Source organism: Arthrobacter sp. Y3221159, assembly GCF_059089885.1.
The window spans coordinates 452,436-466,662 of record NZ_JBNHFC010000001.1; the positions used below are offsets into that span (position 1 = coordinate 452,436).

Sequence of the window (14,227 nt, forward strand, 5' to 3'; positions counted from 1 at the left end):
AGCAGCAGTGGCCGGCAAAGATGCCCTTCCCCAGGAACAGATCCACCAGGCCCTCGCCGGGCTGCCCGACTGGCGGTACCACGACGGCGGGCTGGTCACCGTCTTCAAGACGCCGACGGCGGCTGCCGCACTCGAGCTGATTGCCGCCGTCGGACGCATTGCTGAGGAACAGAACCACCACCCGGACCTGGACTGGCGCTACAACCGCGTCTTCATCCGCTACACCTCGCATGACGCAGGCGGGCAGGTGACCGGACGGGACCTCACCGCTGCGGCAGGAGCCAGCGAGGCGGCGGCCGCCGTGGGGGCGAAGGCGGAACCGTCGCGCTACCCCGGAAGCTAGCCGCCAAGCCGCTTAAGTGAGCGTGGCCGCCGCCCCGGAGGGCGGCGGCCACGCGTGTTTTCGGGATAGTTCCCGGTCCTAGCGGCGAAGGATGGCAGTGAGCCGCTGCGTGTCCAGACGGGCGCGGCTGCGGCCCAGGTAGAGGACCGCGGCCACGGCGGCGGCAACTCCAAGGACGATGGGCAGGACCCACGGGAGCCACGTCAGGCCCGGCCGGTAGCCAAAGCCTGCCATCATCAGGATGATCCAGGTCAAGACCCCGGCAACGACGGCAACGCCTGCGGGCAGGCCGGCGCCATACTTGGCGTGCCGCCTGTCATTCGCCCAGACGATGAAGCCTGCGGCAACCGCTGCCAGAACAACGATGGTCAGGGAAAGCATGGATCTCCTAGGGACGTCCGTGGTTCCGGGCTAGAACTGGCCGAACCCTACGCGGCGGACCTCTTCGGCGCCGATTTCCACATAGCCGAGGGCATTGCCGGGAACAATGATCAGGCGTCCCTTGTCGTCGGTCAGCCGCAGCTCGCTGCCGGCATTGATGGCTTCGCCCACAACCTTGGCCACCGTCTCGGCGTCCTGGGTCGATTCGAGCACAATCTCGCGGCCAACGTTCTGAACGCCGATCTTAATTTCCACAGGGGCCTCCCAGCCAGTCAAAGTTCATGGATGATGTCTTATTTGTAGTCTAGGACTCTTTGGGGAAGCGAGAGATTCCGCGCCAAGCTAAACGGTAGATGAGGTCGCTGGCCACATCGAGGTCCAGGTTGCCGTCCGTTTCAAGCCAGTAGCGGGCGCTGACCTGGGCCATTCCTGCCAGCCCCCGGCCCAGGAGTTCGGCTTCGAGATGGGGGAGCTTGGTGTCCTCGGCAATGACGCGTGCGATCGCGTCCGCGAAGGTCCGGTTGAATGTTTCCAGCCTGGAACTGACATCCGGATCGTTGATCAGGTCCGATTCGAAGACCAGCCGGTGGGCCTGGTCGTCATTGGCGATGAAGCGGAAGTAGGCCCGCATCACGGCCTGCACGCGTTCCTTGTTGTCCGTGGTGGAGTTCAGGGCACCCAGCATGAGCTCGGTCAGGGAGGCCAAGTGGCTTTCCAGCAGTGCCAGGTACAGGTCCCGCTTTGAAGGGAAGTGCTGGTACAGGACGGGTTTGCTGACGTGGGCCGTCTCGGCGATCTCGTCCATGGCGGCTCCGTGGTAGCCGTTGGCCACGAAGACTTCCTGCGCTGCGGAAAGGAGTTGGGCGCGGCGCTCGTCGCGCGGCAGCCGGGCGGAGCGCTGGCCTGCCGGCCGCGGGGTCGCCTGCGGTTCGGCGGCGGGAGGGCGGTCAGCCCGTGCTTCAGGGACCACGGTTGTCCTTCTTTCCATTGCGGTTAGCTCCACTTTACTGCGGGGTAATATGACCCGGCGGTATCCCTGGGCATACATTGAAGTATGGCTTCGACTTTCACCGCAAATGTTTCCTCTGTTTCCCTGGATCCCCTGGTGGAACCGGCTGGTGAGCTGACCCCTGCCGAGGTGGAGCGCTATTCGCGGCACCTCATCATTCCCGAGATCGGGACCATTGGGCAGCGGCGGCTCAAGAACGCGAAAGTCCTGGTGATCGGTGCCGGCGGGCTGGGATCACCTGCGCTGCTTTACCTGGCGGCGGCCGGCGTGGGAACCATCGGGATCATTGACGACGACGCCGTTGACCTCAGCAACCTGCAACGCCAGGTCATCCATGGTGTGGCCGACGTCGGCAGGCCCAAGATCGAATCGGCCAGGGACGCCATCGCCGCGCTCAACCCGCTGGTGGACGTCCGCCTCCACGATGTCCGGCTGGACGCCTCCAACGCCCTGGAACTGTTCGCCGGCTACGACCTGATCCTTGACGGGGCGGATAACTTTGCCACCCGTTACCTGGTTAACGACGCCGCAGCCATCCTGGGCAAGCCCTACGTCTGGGGCTCCATCTTCCGGTTCGACGGCCAGGTCAGCGTGTTCTGGGAAAAGCACGGCCCCACCTACCGCGATCTCTACCCCGAAGCGCCGCCCGCAGGCTCTGTTCCCTCCTGCGGCGAGGGTGGAGTCTTCGGCATGCTGTGCGCGGCCGTGGGGTCGCTGATGGTTACGGAGGCAGTCAAGCTGATCACCGGCGTCGGACGTTCCCTCCTGGGCCGTGTGGCGCTGTTCGACGCCCTGGGCGGCAGCTGGCGGGAGATCCGGGTATCGAAGGATCCCGCGGCGGAACCCATCACGGAGCTGACGGACTATGAGGCCTTCTGCGGCATCACGCCGGCGGCGCCGTCGGACACCGAACACACTGTGACCGCAACGCAGCTGGCCACCATGCTGGCGTCCCGGAAAGCCGGGCTCAAGGATTTTGAGCTGGTGGACGTACGGGAGCCCGGTGAATTCGAGATCGTCCGGATCGACGGCGCAGTCCTGATCCCGCAGGGCCGGATCCTGGCCGGCGACGCGTGGGCGGAAATTCCGCAGGACCGGGACATCGTGTTTCTCTGCAAGGCAGGGACACGGTCGGCCAACGTCCTGGCGGCAGCGCAGAAGGCGGGCTACCAGCGCGTCAGCCATCTCGACGGCGGCATCCTCTCATGGGTGCGCGAGGTGGAACCGCACAAGCCCGTTTACTGACCCGCTGCTCTATCAGATATGGCTCCCAAAACAGGATTTTCGGAGCCATATCTGATAGGGCATGTGTGGTTCAGGCGCTTTCGAGGCCCCGATGGTCCACTGGGCAATCTGCCTGGGCGGACGGGCGGGCGGCGGGCTGCTCCACGGTGATGCCGTAGAGGGCCTCCAGGGCCGCCACGTACTCGTCCTGTTGGCCGTTGGCCGCCAGTTCCCGGGCACGGACCGTAGGAACGTGCAGCAGCTGCTTGACCATGCGGCGGAGTGCGAACTCCACTTCCTCGGCAGCGGCGGTGCAGCCGTGCCGGGCCCGGACTTTTTCCATTTCGGCGTCCAGGACGTTCATGGTGTGGCGGCGGAGGGCAACAATGGCGGAATCCACGGACCGGGCCTCGCGTTCCTGTTCAAAAGCCGTGGCGGCACCCTTGACGATGCTGCTTGCCTGGGCCAGCGATTCGGCCTGTTCCTGCGGCGCGGCGAGGCGGACCGATTCCAGGGTGAGGAGTTCGACGCCGTCCAGATCGCCGACGGCGGGGTCGAAGTCGTGGGTGAGGGCCAGGTCGATGGCGATCAGCGGCTGCGGGGAGTTGGCGCGGACCTGGGCCAGTTCATCGGCCTCCACCCGGGCGTCTGAACCGCTGCAGCCGATCATGACGTCCGCAGCGGCAACGGCGGGATTGAGGGAATCCTCGTCGAGGGCGGTGCCGCCGCGCGTGGCGACGAACGCTTCCGCCCGGCCGGAGGAGGAGAAGACGGAGATGTCCGTGCAGCCGCGTTCGCGGAGCAATGCCATGGTGGCGCCGGCGTAGGCTCCGGTCCCGAAGACCACCACCTTCTTGGTGGACCAGTCCTGGTTTTCAGAAAGATCTGTTGCAAGGTCCAGGGCGACGGACACGATGGACAGGCCGCGCGAACCGAGCGCCGTCTGGGCGCCTACGTCCTTTGCGGTTTTGGAGGCGGCCTGGAACAGCCGGACCAGACCCGCACTTGCGGTGCCTTCATGCTGGGCGGTGATGAGTGCGCGGCGTACCTGGCCTGCGATTTCCCGTTCACCGACGACGGCGGAGTCCAGCCCTGCGCTGACGGCGAAGAGGTGCTGGGTTACTTCAGGGCCGGTGCGGGTGCTGAAGGAGCGGGATACCAGCGGTTCGCTTAGTCCGCTGGCCTCGCTGATCTGGGCGACAAGCGCCGCGCGCGCGGCCTCTACATCATCCGGATGGGGCGCCTCGCCATAGATCTCGTAGCGGTTGCAGGTGGCGAGGACGACTGCGCCTGTCACCGCCGGCGATCCGGAGAGGGCGTTTGTGGCAATCCCAGAGGAACCGTTGCTCAACTGAGCAACGGTCTCAAGGTCGATGTCGGCGTGTGTAGCCACCAATGAAAAAAGAACCACAGCAGACCAATCATAGCTTTTTCGTTCCTCGGTAGAACAACTCCCTGCCCGGTCCCGGGGGTACCTGGGCTTGTGATTCCTGCTACGGCGGGAAATTTGGCTGCGGGATGACAGGCTGTCGTTATCTTTTGGCGCTGATCTTCGGCAGAATCAATGGCATGACTTCTAGCCCTGCCGTCTCTGCTGCCGGCGCCCTTGCCGCTGACCATCCGCTGCTGGACGGCCGCACCGCGGACTCCCCGCTCATCACTGCCTACCGCGGCGGCAAACCCTCCCGCCGTCCCGTCTGGTTCATGCGGCAGGCGGGGCGTTCCCTGCCCGAGTACCTCAAGGTCCGTGAGGGCATAGCCATGCTGGACTCCTGCCTGCGGCCGGAGCTGGCGTCTGAGATCACCCTCCAGCCGGTCCGCCGGCACGACGTTGACGCAGGCATTTTCTTCTCCGATATCGTCATCCCGCTGAAGCTCGCCGGCGTTGGCGTGGACATCGTTCCGGGAGTAGGTCCTGTCCTTGATAAGCCCGTCCGCACGGCAGCCGACGTGGCAGCGCTGCCGCAGCTGACCTGGGAGGCGCTGGAACCCATCCGGGAAGCCGTCCGGCTGACGGTGGCCGAGCTCGGCAAGACCCCCCTGATCGGTTTTGCCGGCGCCCCGTTCACTTTGGCTGCCTACATGGTGGAGGGCAAGCCCTCCCGCGACCACCTGGGGCCGCGCACCATGATGCACGCCGACCCGGAGACCTGGTCTGCCCTGGCCAGCTGGGCTGCCGACGCGTCCGGGATGTTCCTCCGCGCACAGCTTGAGGCGGGAGCCTCCGCGGGCCAGCTGTTCGACTCCTGGGCCGGATCTTTGGGCCTGGCCGACTACACCCGGTACGTCGCGCCTGCCTCAACCCGTGCGCTGGACCACGTGCGGCACCTCGGCGCCCCGCTGGTCCATTTCGGCACCGGCACTTCGGAGCTCCTGGTGGCCATGAAGGATGTGGGTGTCGACGTGGTGGGCGTGGACTACCGGCTGCCCCTTGACGAAGCCAACCGCCGCCTGGGCGGCACCGTACCGCTGCAGGGAAACATTGATCCCGCCCTGCTTCCGGCCCCCTGGGAAATCCTTGAAGCCCATGTCCGCGAGGTCATTGCGGCAGGCTCGTCCGCACCCGGACACGTTGTTAACCTGGGCCACGGCGTGCCCCCTGAGACGGACCCCGATGTCCTGACCCGGGTGGTAAAGCTCATCCACTCCATTTCCCCGGAGTAGTCCGTGGGCAGCGCGCCGGCCACGGCACAGACCGCGCTGGTGGTGGGCGGCGGCATCTCCGGGCTGCTCTCCGCGCGGGAACTGGCTCTCGCGGGATACCGGGTCACCGTCCTTGAAGCCGGCAATGAGTGGGGCGGCTGCGTGGGCAGCCATGTGGTGGCCGGCCTCACCCTGGACAGCGGCGCCGAGTCCTTCGCCACAAGGTCCGGCGCCGTCGCAAGCCTGGCCGCCGAGCTTGGGCTTGGCGGCAACATCGTTAGTCCCCGGCCGGGAGGTGCGTGGGTCCAGTTGCCGGAAGGTCCGCGGGAACTGCCTAAGACGGGTGTGCTGGGCATCCCCGCCAACCCCTGGGACCCGGAGGTCCGGCGTTCCCTTGGGCTGCTGGGTTCCCTCCGGGCGTCCTTGGACCGGATCCTGCCGGCCTCGGTGGGAAACCGGCAGGAGGTGACCAGCGTGTCAGCGCTGGTCCATGCCCGGATGGGCACCCGCGTCCTGGAGCGGTTGGTCGCCCCCGTGGTGGGCGGCGTCCACTCGGCCGATCCCGGGCTGCTGGACGTTGACATGGTGGCTCCCGGGCTCCGCGCCCGCCTCCGGCAGCACGGTTCCCTCGCAGCCGCCATTGCCGCCCAGCGGCGCAGCGCCGCCCCGGCAGCTGCGTCCGCTGAAAGGCGACCCGCCAAAGCAGGCTCCGCCGTCGCCGGCCTGGAAGGCGGCATGCACACGCTGGTCACCGCGCTGATGGAAGCCGTTCGCGGGGAGGGAGTCGCCCTGCTGTCCGGCACACCCGCCGTCGCTATAAACCGCACTCTGGACGGGTGGCACATACGGTCGACCGGCTCGGCCTTCGACGCGAACCTGCTGGTGGTGGCGGTGGACGGTCCAGCCGCCGTCGACCTCCTGGCCGGGCCGGTGCCCGCCGTCGCCGGCAAGAAACCGGCACCCGGGCCCGACGTCAAGCTCGTGACCCTGGTGCTGGACAATCCCGCCCTCGACCGCCGCCCCCGCGGCACGGGCGTCCTGGTGGCACCGCAGACCCCGGGGATTGCGGCGAAGGCGCTGACGCACGCCACGGGCAAGTGGGACTGGCTGGCTGCAGCTGCGGGCCCCGGCCGGCACGTCCTGCGGCTGTCGTATGGCCGCGTGGACGGCGCTGGGGGGCAGCCGGCCGGTCCCGAAACGGACGATGAACTCCTGGCCGCCTCACTGTGCGACGCCTCAGCCCTGCTGGGTGTGGACATCAGCAGGGAAACCATCCTTGACTGGGACGTGGTCCGCTGGCGCGGGGCCCTGCCGTTCGCGGCCGTCGGCCACCGCGCGAGGGTGGCGGCCATTCGTGAAGCCTGCAACGCGGCGGGCGGCCTTGCCGTGGTGGGTGGCTGGGTTGCCGGCAACGGGCTCGCCGCCGTGGTGTCCGACACGCAACAACAGATCCGGAACCTCGCAAGCTGAACGTCTTCGCTGGTCAGCCCGAGGTTGAGTGCAAACGGCGCATCCGGCGGTTGGTCCAACCCCGTTTCACCGGCTTTCAATTCCTTCTGCTCCATGGTTAGGGTCGATGACTATGGTTCACAACAGGTCCGAGCTTTCAATATCCCGGACCGGTATCCATGGGGGAATCCGGCGCGGCAGTTATGCAGCGGCGATCGGAGCGGTACTGGTTCTAGCCACAGGCGCCACGGCGTCCCAAGCAGACGAAGGGCTGGCTGATCCCGGCACCCGGACAATCCCGCTGGCGCAGGAAACAGGCTCCCAGCCGCCGGAGGCATCCGAGCGGGGCAGCGCCGGTAAGGCCCTGCAGGCAGCGCCGGGCCAGGACAGGGACGGGAAGGACTCCAGCGGCAAGGGGTCAGGCAAGGACAAGTCCGCGCAGGAGACCGCTGTTCCGCGTCCGTCGGCATCGCCCTCCGCCCTGGTGCTGTCTTTGCCCCCGGCACTCCTTCCGGCGGTAACGGCTACCCCTTCCCCGACCGCGACGGCGGTCCCCACCCCAACACCGTCGCCTTCCTACGCTCCGACGGGCAGTACCCCTCCTGCGGCTCCATCCACCGGCACCGCACCTGCAGCCGCTCCAACGCAAACGAAATATGGCGCCGCGGCATCGCAGACCGGCCCGGCATCGTCACCGGCGGCGTCCGCCGCCGCAGCGACGACAGTCCCCACTGCCCCGGCCGTTCCGGGGACCACGGCCGCAGGGACCCCCGCCGCTGCAGATGCCAGCCAAACGCCGGCTGGTTCCGTCGCCGCTGCGTCCAGTGAATCCGCAAAGGCTCCGGCGGCCCAGCAGTCGCATTCCACCGGCCCGGCCACAAACCCGGCGGCAGGTGCGGCGCCCGGCAGCCAAGCTGGCGGCGCGCCACTGAACAGCACACCCCGGGCCCACTCGGCGTGGACGCCGTACAGCACCGGCACCGGTGCGCGGAGCAGCGCCACGCTCAAGCCCCAGCCGGAGCCGCGCAGTGCCATGGTGTGGCTCGGGTCCGGACTGGTGGGTGTGGCAGGTGCGGCTGGCCTGGTGCTCTTCCGCCTGCGCAATCTCTAACGCCGGAGCGACTGGGACAGAGGGGGAACGGAGGCCCGGTGTGATCTTGGCCACTTCTACGGGTTGTAGAAGTTGTTGGTTTCGACTTGGCGGGTACTAAAGGGCAAACTTGTAACCATGAGCCACACTTCTGCCGAATCTGTCACTAAAACCGAAGAATCAGCCGAGCAGTTTTTTACCCTCTGGACTGTCTTCAAACGGTCGGAGGCAGTGGTCCGCAGCGCCGATGCCGCCGCCGATTTCGAGGCCCTGTTGCAGCGCCTGGCTGAGGGGCACGTGACCCACCGCGGCAGCTATGACGTCTCCGCCATGCGCGCCGATGCGGACGTCATGGTGTGGCTTCACGGGCCCAAGCCGGAGGCCCTCCAGCAGGCCATCCGCGATATCCGCCGCAGCTCGCTCTTCGCCGGAACCGAGATCGTCTGGTCGGCGATGGGCGTGCACCGCGAGGCGGAGTTCGCCAAGAACCACACGCCTGCTTTCTCCCGCGGCGTCACCCCGGCGGAGTGGCTGTGCGTCTACCCGTTCGTCCGCTCCTACGAGTGGTACATCCTGCCGGAGGAGGAGCGCGGCAAGATGCTCCGTGACCACGGCTTGCTGGGCCGGGACTTCCCCCAGGTCATTTCCAATACCGTGTCCTCCTTCGCGCTCGGCGACTGGGAATGGATCCTCGGCCTGGAGGCCCCCGAACTCGTTGACCTGGTGGACCTCATGCGGCACCTGCGCGCCACCGAGGCGCGCAACCACGTCCGCGAGGAAGTCCCGTTCTACACCGGCCGCCGGATCTCCGCCGACGAGGTAGCCGAGGTGCTGGCATGAGCCCCCTCGATCCCCAGGGCGCCACCGCCGTCAATCCCGTGACGGAGGCGGGCCGGATGGCCCCCAAGAACTACGACGCCGTACTCCTCGCCTCCTTCGGCGGTCCCGAGGGCCAGGAGGATGTGATTCCCTTCCTCCGCAACGTCACCCGCGGCCGCGGGATCCCGGACGAGCGGCTGGAGGAGGTCTCGCACCACTACCGCGCAAACGGCGGCATCAGCCCCATCAACCAGCAGAACCGTGAGCTCAAGGCAGCACTCGAGGCCGAGCTGGCCGCCCGCGGCATCAGCCTCCCCGTGCTGTGGGGCAACCGCAACTGGGCCCCCTACATTCCGGAGACACTTCAGGACGCGTACGACGCCGGCCACCGCCGCCTGCTGATGATCACCACAAGTGCCTACTCCTGCTACTCCAGCTGCCGCCAGTACCGCGAGGACATCGGCATGGCGCTGACCGAGACCGGACTGGACGGACGCCTGGAAGTGGACAAGGTCCGCCAGTACTTCGACCACCCCGGATTCGTGGAGCCGTTCGTGGAAGGGACCGCCGCCGGCCTCGCCGAGGTCCGTGCCAAGCTGGCTGAAGCCGGAACCCCGGATGCCCCCGTCCAGATCCTCTTCGCCACCCACTCCATCCCCACCCGGGATGCCGAAGCTGCCGGCAAGTCCGACGGCGAGCCCCGCGAATTCGAGGAAGGCTCGGCCTATGTGGCGCAGCACCTCGCCACCGCCGCGGCCGTGATGCAGCGGGTGGAGGAGGAATCCGGCCTCACGGCGCCGTGGTCGCTGGTCTACCAGTCGCGCTCCGGCGCCCCGCACGTGCCGTGGCTTGAACCCGACATCAATGACGCCATCGAGGAACTCGCCGGCAAGGGGACCAGGGGCATCGTCATCGTGCCGCTCGGTTTCGTCAGCGACCACATGGAGGTTGTCTGGGACCTGGACACCGAAGCGCTGGAGACCTGCGCCAACCTGGGCCTGGCCGCCACCCGCGTTCCCACCCCGGGCACCCACCGCAAGTTCGTCAACGGCATGGTGGACCTCATCTGCGAACGCACCGAGGCCAACCACATCAGCGAACGTCCGGCAGTGACGGACCTCGGCCCCTGGTACGACGTCTGCCGGCCAGGCTGCTGCGCGAACTTCCGCGGCGAAAAGCCCACCATCGCCGGTGCCGACACCACCGTGGGGACGGGCCATGACCCTTACCCCGCCGTGCCGGCGCAGACGGAAGCATCGCAAGGAGCAGCGCAGCAGTGACTGTCCGGATCGGAACCCGCGCCAGCAAACTGGCCCTGACGCAGACGCAGCAGACCGCGGACCAGCTGGCCGCCGTCGGAGGTTTTCCCGTGGAGCTCGTCCACATCAGGACCGACGGCGACGTCCTCACCGGCTCGCTGTCGCAGATGGGCGGCACCGGGGTCTTCGTGGCAGCGCTGCGGGACGCGCTGCTGCGGAACGAATGCGATGTGGCCGTCCACTCCCTGAAGGACCTTCCCACCGGGGCAGCCGTGGGGCTCAGCCTGGCGGCCACCCCGCGCCGCGTTGACGTCCGCGACGTCCTCTGCGCCCGGGACGGGCTGAAACTGGCCGATCTGCCCGCCGGCGCCACGGTGGGCACCGGTTCGCCCCGCCGTGCAGCACAGCTCCGCGCGGCCCGGCCCGACCTGGAGATCCTGGACATCCGCGGCAACGTGGACACCCGCCTGGGCCGGGTTCCCGGGCTTCCGGGCAACACCACGGACCAGGTGGTGCCCGGCAAGTCCTGCGACCTCGACGCCGTGGTGCTTGCTGCCGCAGGCCTGGAGCGCATCAACAGGCTGGATGCCGTCAGCGAATTCCTGGAGACCGACGTCATGCTCCCGGCCGCCGGGCAGGGATCCCTGGCCATCGAGTGCCGCACCGCCGACGCCCCGCGGAAGCCCGGCTCAACCGAAGGGTCCCAGGCCGTGCTGGCCCAGGCCCTCGCCGCGCTGGACGACCCGGACACCCGGCTCGCCGTCACGGCGGAGCGGGCCATGCTGGCCCGGCTGGAAGCCGGCTGCGCGGCTCCGGTGGGCGCGTACGCCTACCGGAAGGGCAGCATGCTGCACCTCGAAGGCGTCGTCTGCGCCGTGGACGGCACCGCGTCCGTCCGCGACAAGCGGGCAACCGACGGGCTGACCGAGGTGGGCGCCACCCTTCTGGGCATCGAACTGGCCGAGGTCCTCCTTGCCGCCGGTGCCGCCGACATCGCAGACCTCCAGGCATCCTGACCTTGCCCGGGGGAGTGCCTGCAGGAACATCAGGGGCGGGCAAGCCGCTGGCCGGCGCCCGGGTCCTGATCACCCGGAGCCCGGAGCGGTCACTGGAACTCGTGGCTGCGCTGGAAAAAGCCGGGGCCACCGCCATGCTCCTGCCGCTCATCGACTTCGAACAGGCACCGGACCAGCATTCCCTGGACGTGGCCTGTGACGCACTGGGAGCCGGCGCGTTCGATTGGCTAGTGCTCACCAGCGCAACCACTGTCCATGTGCTCCTCGGCAAAGCCCGGGACCGCGGCCTTTCCCTGCGCCAGTGGGTCCCCGCCGGTACCCGGATTGCTGCCGTGGGACCAGCCACCCGGAGGCTCCTGGAGTCCAACGGCCTGGCGGTGGACCTGACGCCGCGCAGCGAGCAGTCCGCCGCCGGACTGCTCGAGGTCTGGCCCGGCGACGGGAGGGTCCTGCTGCCACAGGCCGACATCGCGGCGCCCGCGCTTGCTGAGGGGCTCGACGCCGCAGGCAGCAAAGTCACGGTGGTGGCCGCCTACCGGACGGTCGGCTACCCCGCGGCAGCCGAGCGCAGGCTCGCCGTTTCGGTGGAGGACGGGGACGCGGGCCGCGTGCCGCCGTCGTACTCCCTGCTTTCGCCGGCAGCGGCCCGGGCGGGGATCGCGGACGGAAGTATCGACGCCGTGCTCGCAGCCTCACCCAGCGCCGTGCGCCGGATCGCAGACCTGGCGCCGCTGCGCGGCTGCCGGCTTGTGGTCATCGGGCGTTCGACGGCGGAACAGGCCGCCGCGCTTGGCCTGCAGGTGGCGGCCGTGGCGGCTGAGCCGACGCCGGAGGGACTCGTAGCTGCCGTCGGGGCTGCCCTTGGAACCGCCGGTTCCGGCGGGGCACCGCACCCGAATCCACCCGGAACAACGTGAAGGACAGGACCATGACATTCCCCAGCCAACGCCCCCGCCGCCTTCGGACCACGCCCGCCATGCGCCGGCTGACCGCCGAAACACGCCTGGCGCCGGCCGAGCTCATCCTTCCCGCCTTCATCCGGGAAGGGCTCACCGAACCGAACCCCATCACTTCCATGCCGGGGGTGGTGCAGCACACCACGGACACCCTGAAGCGCGCCGCCACCGAGGCCGCCGAGCTGGGGCTGGGCGGCATCATGCTGTTCGGCATCCCGGAAAACCGCGACGCCGAGGGCTCGGCCTCGCTGGACCCCGACGGAGTGCTGAACAAGGCCATCCGCGACGTTCGCGCCGAGGTGGGGGACAGCCTGGTGATCATGAGCGACGTGTGCCTGGACGAGTTCACCGACCACGGCCACTGCGGGGTGCTCGACGACGACGGCTACGTCGACAACGACCGCACCGTGGAAATCTACGCGCGCATGGCCGTGGCACAGGCGGACGCCGGCGCCCACATGCTTGGACCCTCCGGCATGATGGACGGACAGATCGCCGCCATCCGGACCGCCCTGGATGGAGCCGGGCACACGAGCACGGCGGTCATCGCCTACTCGGCCAAGTACGCCTCCGCCTTCTACGGACCGTTCCGCGAGGCGGTCGATTCCCAGCTCAAGGGCGACCGGCGGACCTACCAGATGGATGCAGGAAACCGCACCGAGGCGCTGCGGGAAGTGGAACTGGACCTGGCCGAGGGTGCCGACATCGTGATGGTCAAGCCGGCCATGAGCTACTTGGACATCGTGGCCGACGTCGCCGCCATGAGCCCGGTGCCGGTGGCGGCGTACCAGATTTCAGGGGAGTACGCCATGATCGAGGCCGCGGCCGCCAACGGCTGGATCGACAGGCGGGCGGCCATCACCGAATCCGTGCTGGGCATCCGCCGGGCCGGTGCGGGCATGGTGCTGACGTACTGGGCCGCGGAGCTGGCCGGCTGGCTGAAGGAATCCTGATGACGGAGCTGCCCGCGGGACCCACCGAACCTGTAGGGGAGGACCGCATCCTGCTGGGCCTCAACACGTTCGGTGACGTCGGGGTGAAAAAGGACGGCTCCCCGCAGGCGCATGCCGAAGTCCTGCGGCAGCTGCTGGAACAGGCCGAACTTGCGGACGCCGTCGGACTTCACGCCTTCGGTGTGGGGGAGCACCACCGGAAGGACTACGCGGTATCCGCGCCGGAAGTCTTCCTGGCTGCTGCGGCGGCCCGCACCACCAGGATCCGCCTGGGTTCGGCCGTCACCGTCCTCAGCTCGGACGATCCCATCCGTGTCTTCCAGCGCTTCTCAACGGTGGACGCCATCTCCAACGGCCGCGCCGAGGTCATGCTGGGCCGCGGCTCGTTCGTGGAATCGTTCCCCCTCTTCGGGTTCGACCTCGCAGATTACGAGGTCCTCTTCGAGGAGAAGCTGGAACTGTTCAGCAAGGTGCGTTTGCAGCAGCCGGTCCACTGGGAAGGACGGACACGGCCGGCCCTGGCCGGGCTCAGCGTCTACCCACCCCTGGAACACCACCTGCTGCCCACTTGGATCGGCGTCGGCGGCACCCCTGAATCGGTGCTCCGGTGCGCCCACTACGGCTACCCGATCATCTTCGCCATCATCGGCGGCCAGCCGCGTGCTTTCCGTCGGCTGGCAGACCTGTACCGCGAGGCCATGGCTAAATATGGGCACCCGATGCAGCAGATGGCCACGCATTCGCCGGGGCACGTCGCCCCCACGGACGAGCAGGCGCGCGAGGAGTTCTATCCGCACTGGCTCACGTTGCGGAACCGGCTGGGCGCCGAACGCGGCTGGGGCCCTGCCGGCCGTCCCGAGTTCGACGCCATGTGCGCACCGGAGGGCGCCCTGTACGTCGGCTCCCCGGAGACGGTGGCCCGGAAGATTGCCCTGCTCAAGCAGAACCTGGGGGTGGACCGCTTCGACCTGAAGTACAGCAGCGGGCCACTGCCGCATTCGGCAATGATGCGCTCGATTGAGCTGATGGGAACGGCGGTGGCTCCCAAGGTGGCGGAACTGCTCGGCAGCTGACATGCCGGCTAA

The 14,227-nt window shown here is 68.3% G+C and carries 15 protein-coding genes; 11 read left to right on the forward strand and 4 right to left on the reverse strand.

Annotation, left to right across the window (positions count from 1 at the left end; genetic code table 11):
- Positions 1-7: 7 nt before the first annotated feature.
- On the forward strand, positions 8-343 hold the full coding sequence (locus AC5RT3_RS02145) for a 4a-hydroxytetrahydrobiopterin dehydratase (protein ID WP_494008791.1): 336 nt from the start codon (positions 8-10) through the stop codon (positions 341-343).
- Between the two features lie 78 nt (positions 344-421).
- Here AC5RT3_RS02145 and AC5RT3_RS02150 read toward each other — a convergent pair whose 3' ends face one another.
- The 3 genes from AC5RT3_RS02150 to AC5RT3_RS02160 are packed head-to-tail and all read right to left on the reverse strand — an operon-like array spanning position 422 to position 1,694.
- Complete coding sequence (locus tag AC5RT3_RS02150; protein WP_494123371.1) at positions 422-724, reverse strand: hypothetical protein; 303 nt, start codon at positions 722-724, stop codon at positions 422-424.
- Positions 725-754: 30 nt separating this feature from the next.
- Positions 755-979, reverse strand: coding sequence for a DUF3107 domain-containing protein (locus AC5RT3_RS02155; protein WP_009357701.1), 225 nt, complete (start codon positions 977-979; stop codon positions 755-757).
- 49 nt (positions 980-1,028) lie between these two features.
- Entirely contained in the window at positions 1,029-1,694 is a 666-nt protein-coding gene (locus AC5RT3_RS02160) for a TetR/AcrR family transcriptional regulator (RefSeq protein ID WP_494008789.1), read from the reverse strand.
- 84 nt (positions 1,695-1,778) lie between these two features.
- Here AC5RT3_RS02160 and moeB point away from each other — a divergent pair, with 84 nt between their 5' ends.
- A complete protein-coding gene (moeB, locus tag AC5RT3_RS02165) occupies positions 1,779-2,978 on the forward strand; it encodes a molybdopterin-synthase adenylyltransferase MoeB (protein ID WP_494103011.1) in 1,200 nt (399 codons plus the stop codon).
- Positions 2,979-3,048: 70 nt separating this feature from the next.
- Here the strand turns inward: moeB and AC5RT3_RS02170 are convergent, their stop codons facing one another.
- Entirely contained in the window at positions 3,049-4,368 is a 1,320-nt protein-coding gene (locus tag AC5RT3_RS02170; RefSeq protein ID WP_494123372.1) for a glutamyl-tRNA reductase, read from the reverse strand.
- Positions 4,369-4,526: 158 nt separating this feature from the next.
- On the opposite strand from AC5RT3_RS02170, the gene hemE reads away from it, so the two are divergent.
- The 9 genes from hemE to AC5RT3_RS02215 all read left to right on the forward strand — a co-directional run bounded on the left by hemE (position 4,527) and on the right by AC5RT3_RS02215 (position 14,215).
- Entirely contained in the window at positions 4,527-5,621 is a 1,095-nt protein-coding gene (gene hemE, locus AC5RT3_RS02175) for a uroporphyrinogen decarboxylase (protein ID WP_494123373.1), read from the forward strand.
- A gap of 3 nt (positions 5,622-5,624) precedes the next feature.
- Complete coding sequence (hemG, locus tag AC5RT3_RS02180) at positions 5,625-7,070, forward strand: protoporphyrinogen oxidase (RefSeq protein WP_494123374.1); 1,446 nt, start codon at positions 5,625-5,627, stop codon at positions 7,068-7,070.
- 106 nt (positions 7,071-7,176) lie between these two features.
- Positions 7,177-8,160, forward strand: a complete 984-nt coding sequence (locus AC5RT3_RS02185; RefSeq protein ID WP_494123375.1) for a hypothetical protein — start codon at positions 7,177-7,179, stop codon at positions 8,158-8,160.
- A gap of 117 nt (positions 8,161-8,277) precedes the next feature.
- Positions 8,278-8,979: a hydrogen peroxide-dependent heme synthase gene (hemQ, locus tag AC5RT3_RS02190; RefSeq protein ID WP_494050873.1), complete on the forward strand. Its 702-nt coding sequence runs from the start codon at positions 8,278-8,280 to the stop codon at positions 8,977-8,979.
- Positions 8,976-10,238, forward strand: coding sequence for a ferrochelatase (locus tag AC5RT3_RS02195; RefSeq protein WP_494050872.1), 1,263 nt, complete (start codon positions 8,976-8,978; stop codon positions 10,236-10,238). Before hemQ ends, AC5RT3_RS02195 begins: the two co-directional genes overlap by 4 nt.
- Positions 10,235-11,233 carry a hydroxymethylbilane synthase gene (gene hemC, locus AC5RT3_RS02200; RefSeq protein WP_133346061.1) on the forward strand — a complete coding sequence of 333 codons (999 nt, stop codon included), beginning with the start codon at positions 10,235-10,237 and terminating at the stop codon, positions 11,231-11,233. The genes AC5RT3_RS02195 and hemC overlap by 4 nt, the downstream gene beginning before the upstream one ends.
- A 14-nt stretch (positions 11,234-11,247) precedes the next feature.
- A complete protein-coding gene (locus AC5RT3_RS02205; protein WP_494050871.1) occupies positions 11,248-12,150 on the forward strand; it encodes a uroporphyrinogen-III synthase in 903 nt (300 codons plus the stop codon).
- A gap of 11 nt (positions 12,151-12,161) precedes the next feature.
- Complete coding sequence (hemB, locus tag AC5RT3_RS02210) at positions 12,162-13,142, forward strand: porphobilinogen synthase (protein WP_494050870.1); 981 nt, start codon at positions 12,162-12,164, stop codon at positions 13,140-13,142.
- Positions 13,142-14,215: an LLM class flavin-dependent oxidoreductase gene (locus tag AC5RT3_RS02215; RefSeq protein WP_494123376.1), complete on the forward strand. Its 1,074-nt coding sequence runs from the start codon at positions 13,142-13,144 to the stop codon at positions 14,213-14,215. Before hemB ends, AC5RT3_RS02215 begins: the two co-directional genes overlap by 1 nt.
- Positions 14,216-14,227 lie beyond the last annotated feature (12 nt).

Excerpts from the sequence above, each read along its gene's own strand:
- hemQ (WP_494050873.1), top strand. The coding sequence starts at position 8,278 with ATGAGCCACACTTCTGCCGAATCTGTCACTAAAACCGAAGAATCAGCC.
- AC5RT3_RS02215 (WP_494123376.1), top strand. The coding sequence starts at position 13,142 with ATGACGGAGCTGCCCGCGGGACCCACCGAACCTGTAGGGGAGGACCGC.
- AC5RT3_RS02195 (WP_494050872.1), top strand. The coding sequence starts at position 8,976 with ATGAGCCCCCTCGATCCCCAGGGCGCCACCGCCGTCAATCCCGTGACG.
- moeB (WP_494103011.1), top strand. The coding sequence starts at position 1,779 with ATGGCTTCGACTTTCACCGCAAATGTTTCCTCTGTTTCCCTGGATCCC.
- AC5RT3_RS02185 (WP_494123375.1), top strand. The coding sequence starts at position 7,177 with ATGACTATGGTTCACAACAGGTCCGAGCTTTCAATATCCCGGACCGGT.
- hemE (WP_494123373.1), top strand. The coding sequence starts at position 4,527 with ATGACTTCTAGCCCTGCCGTCTCTGCTGCCGGCGCCCTTGCCGCTGAC.
- AC5RT3_RS02150 (WP_494123371.1), bottom strand. The coding sequence starts at position 724 with ATGCTTTCCCTGACCATCGTTGTTCTGGCAGCGGTTGCCGCAGGCTTC.
- hemB (WP_494050870.1), top strand. The coding sequence starts at position 12,162 with ATGACATTCCCCAGCCAACGCCCCCGCCGCCTTCGGACCACGCCCGCC.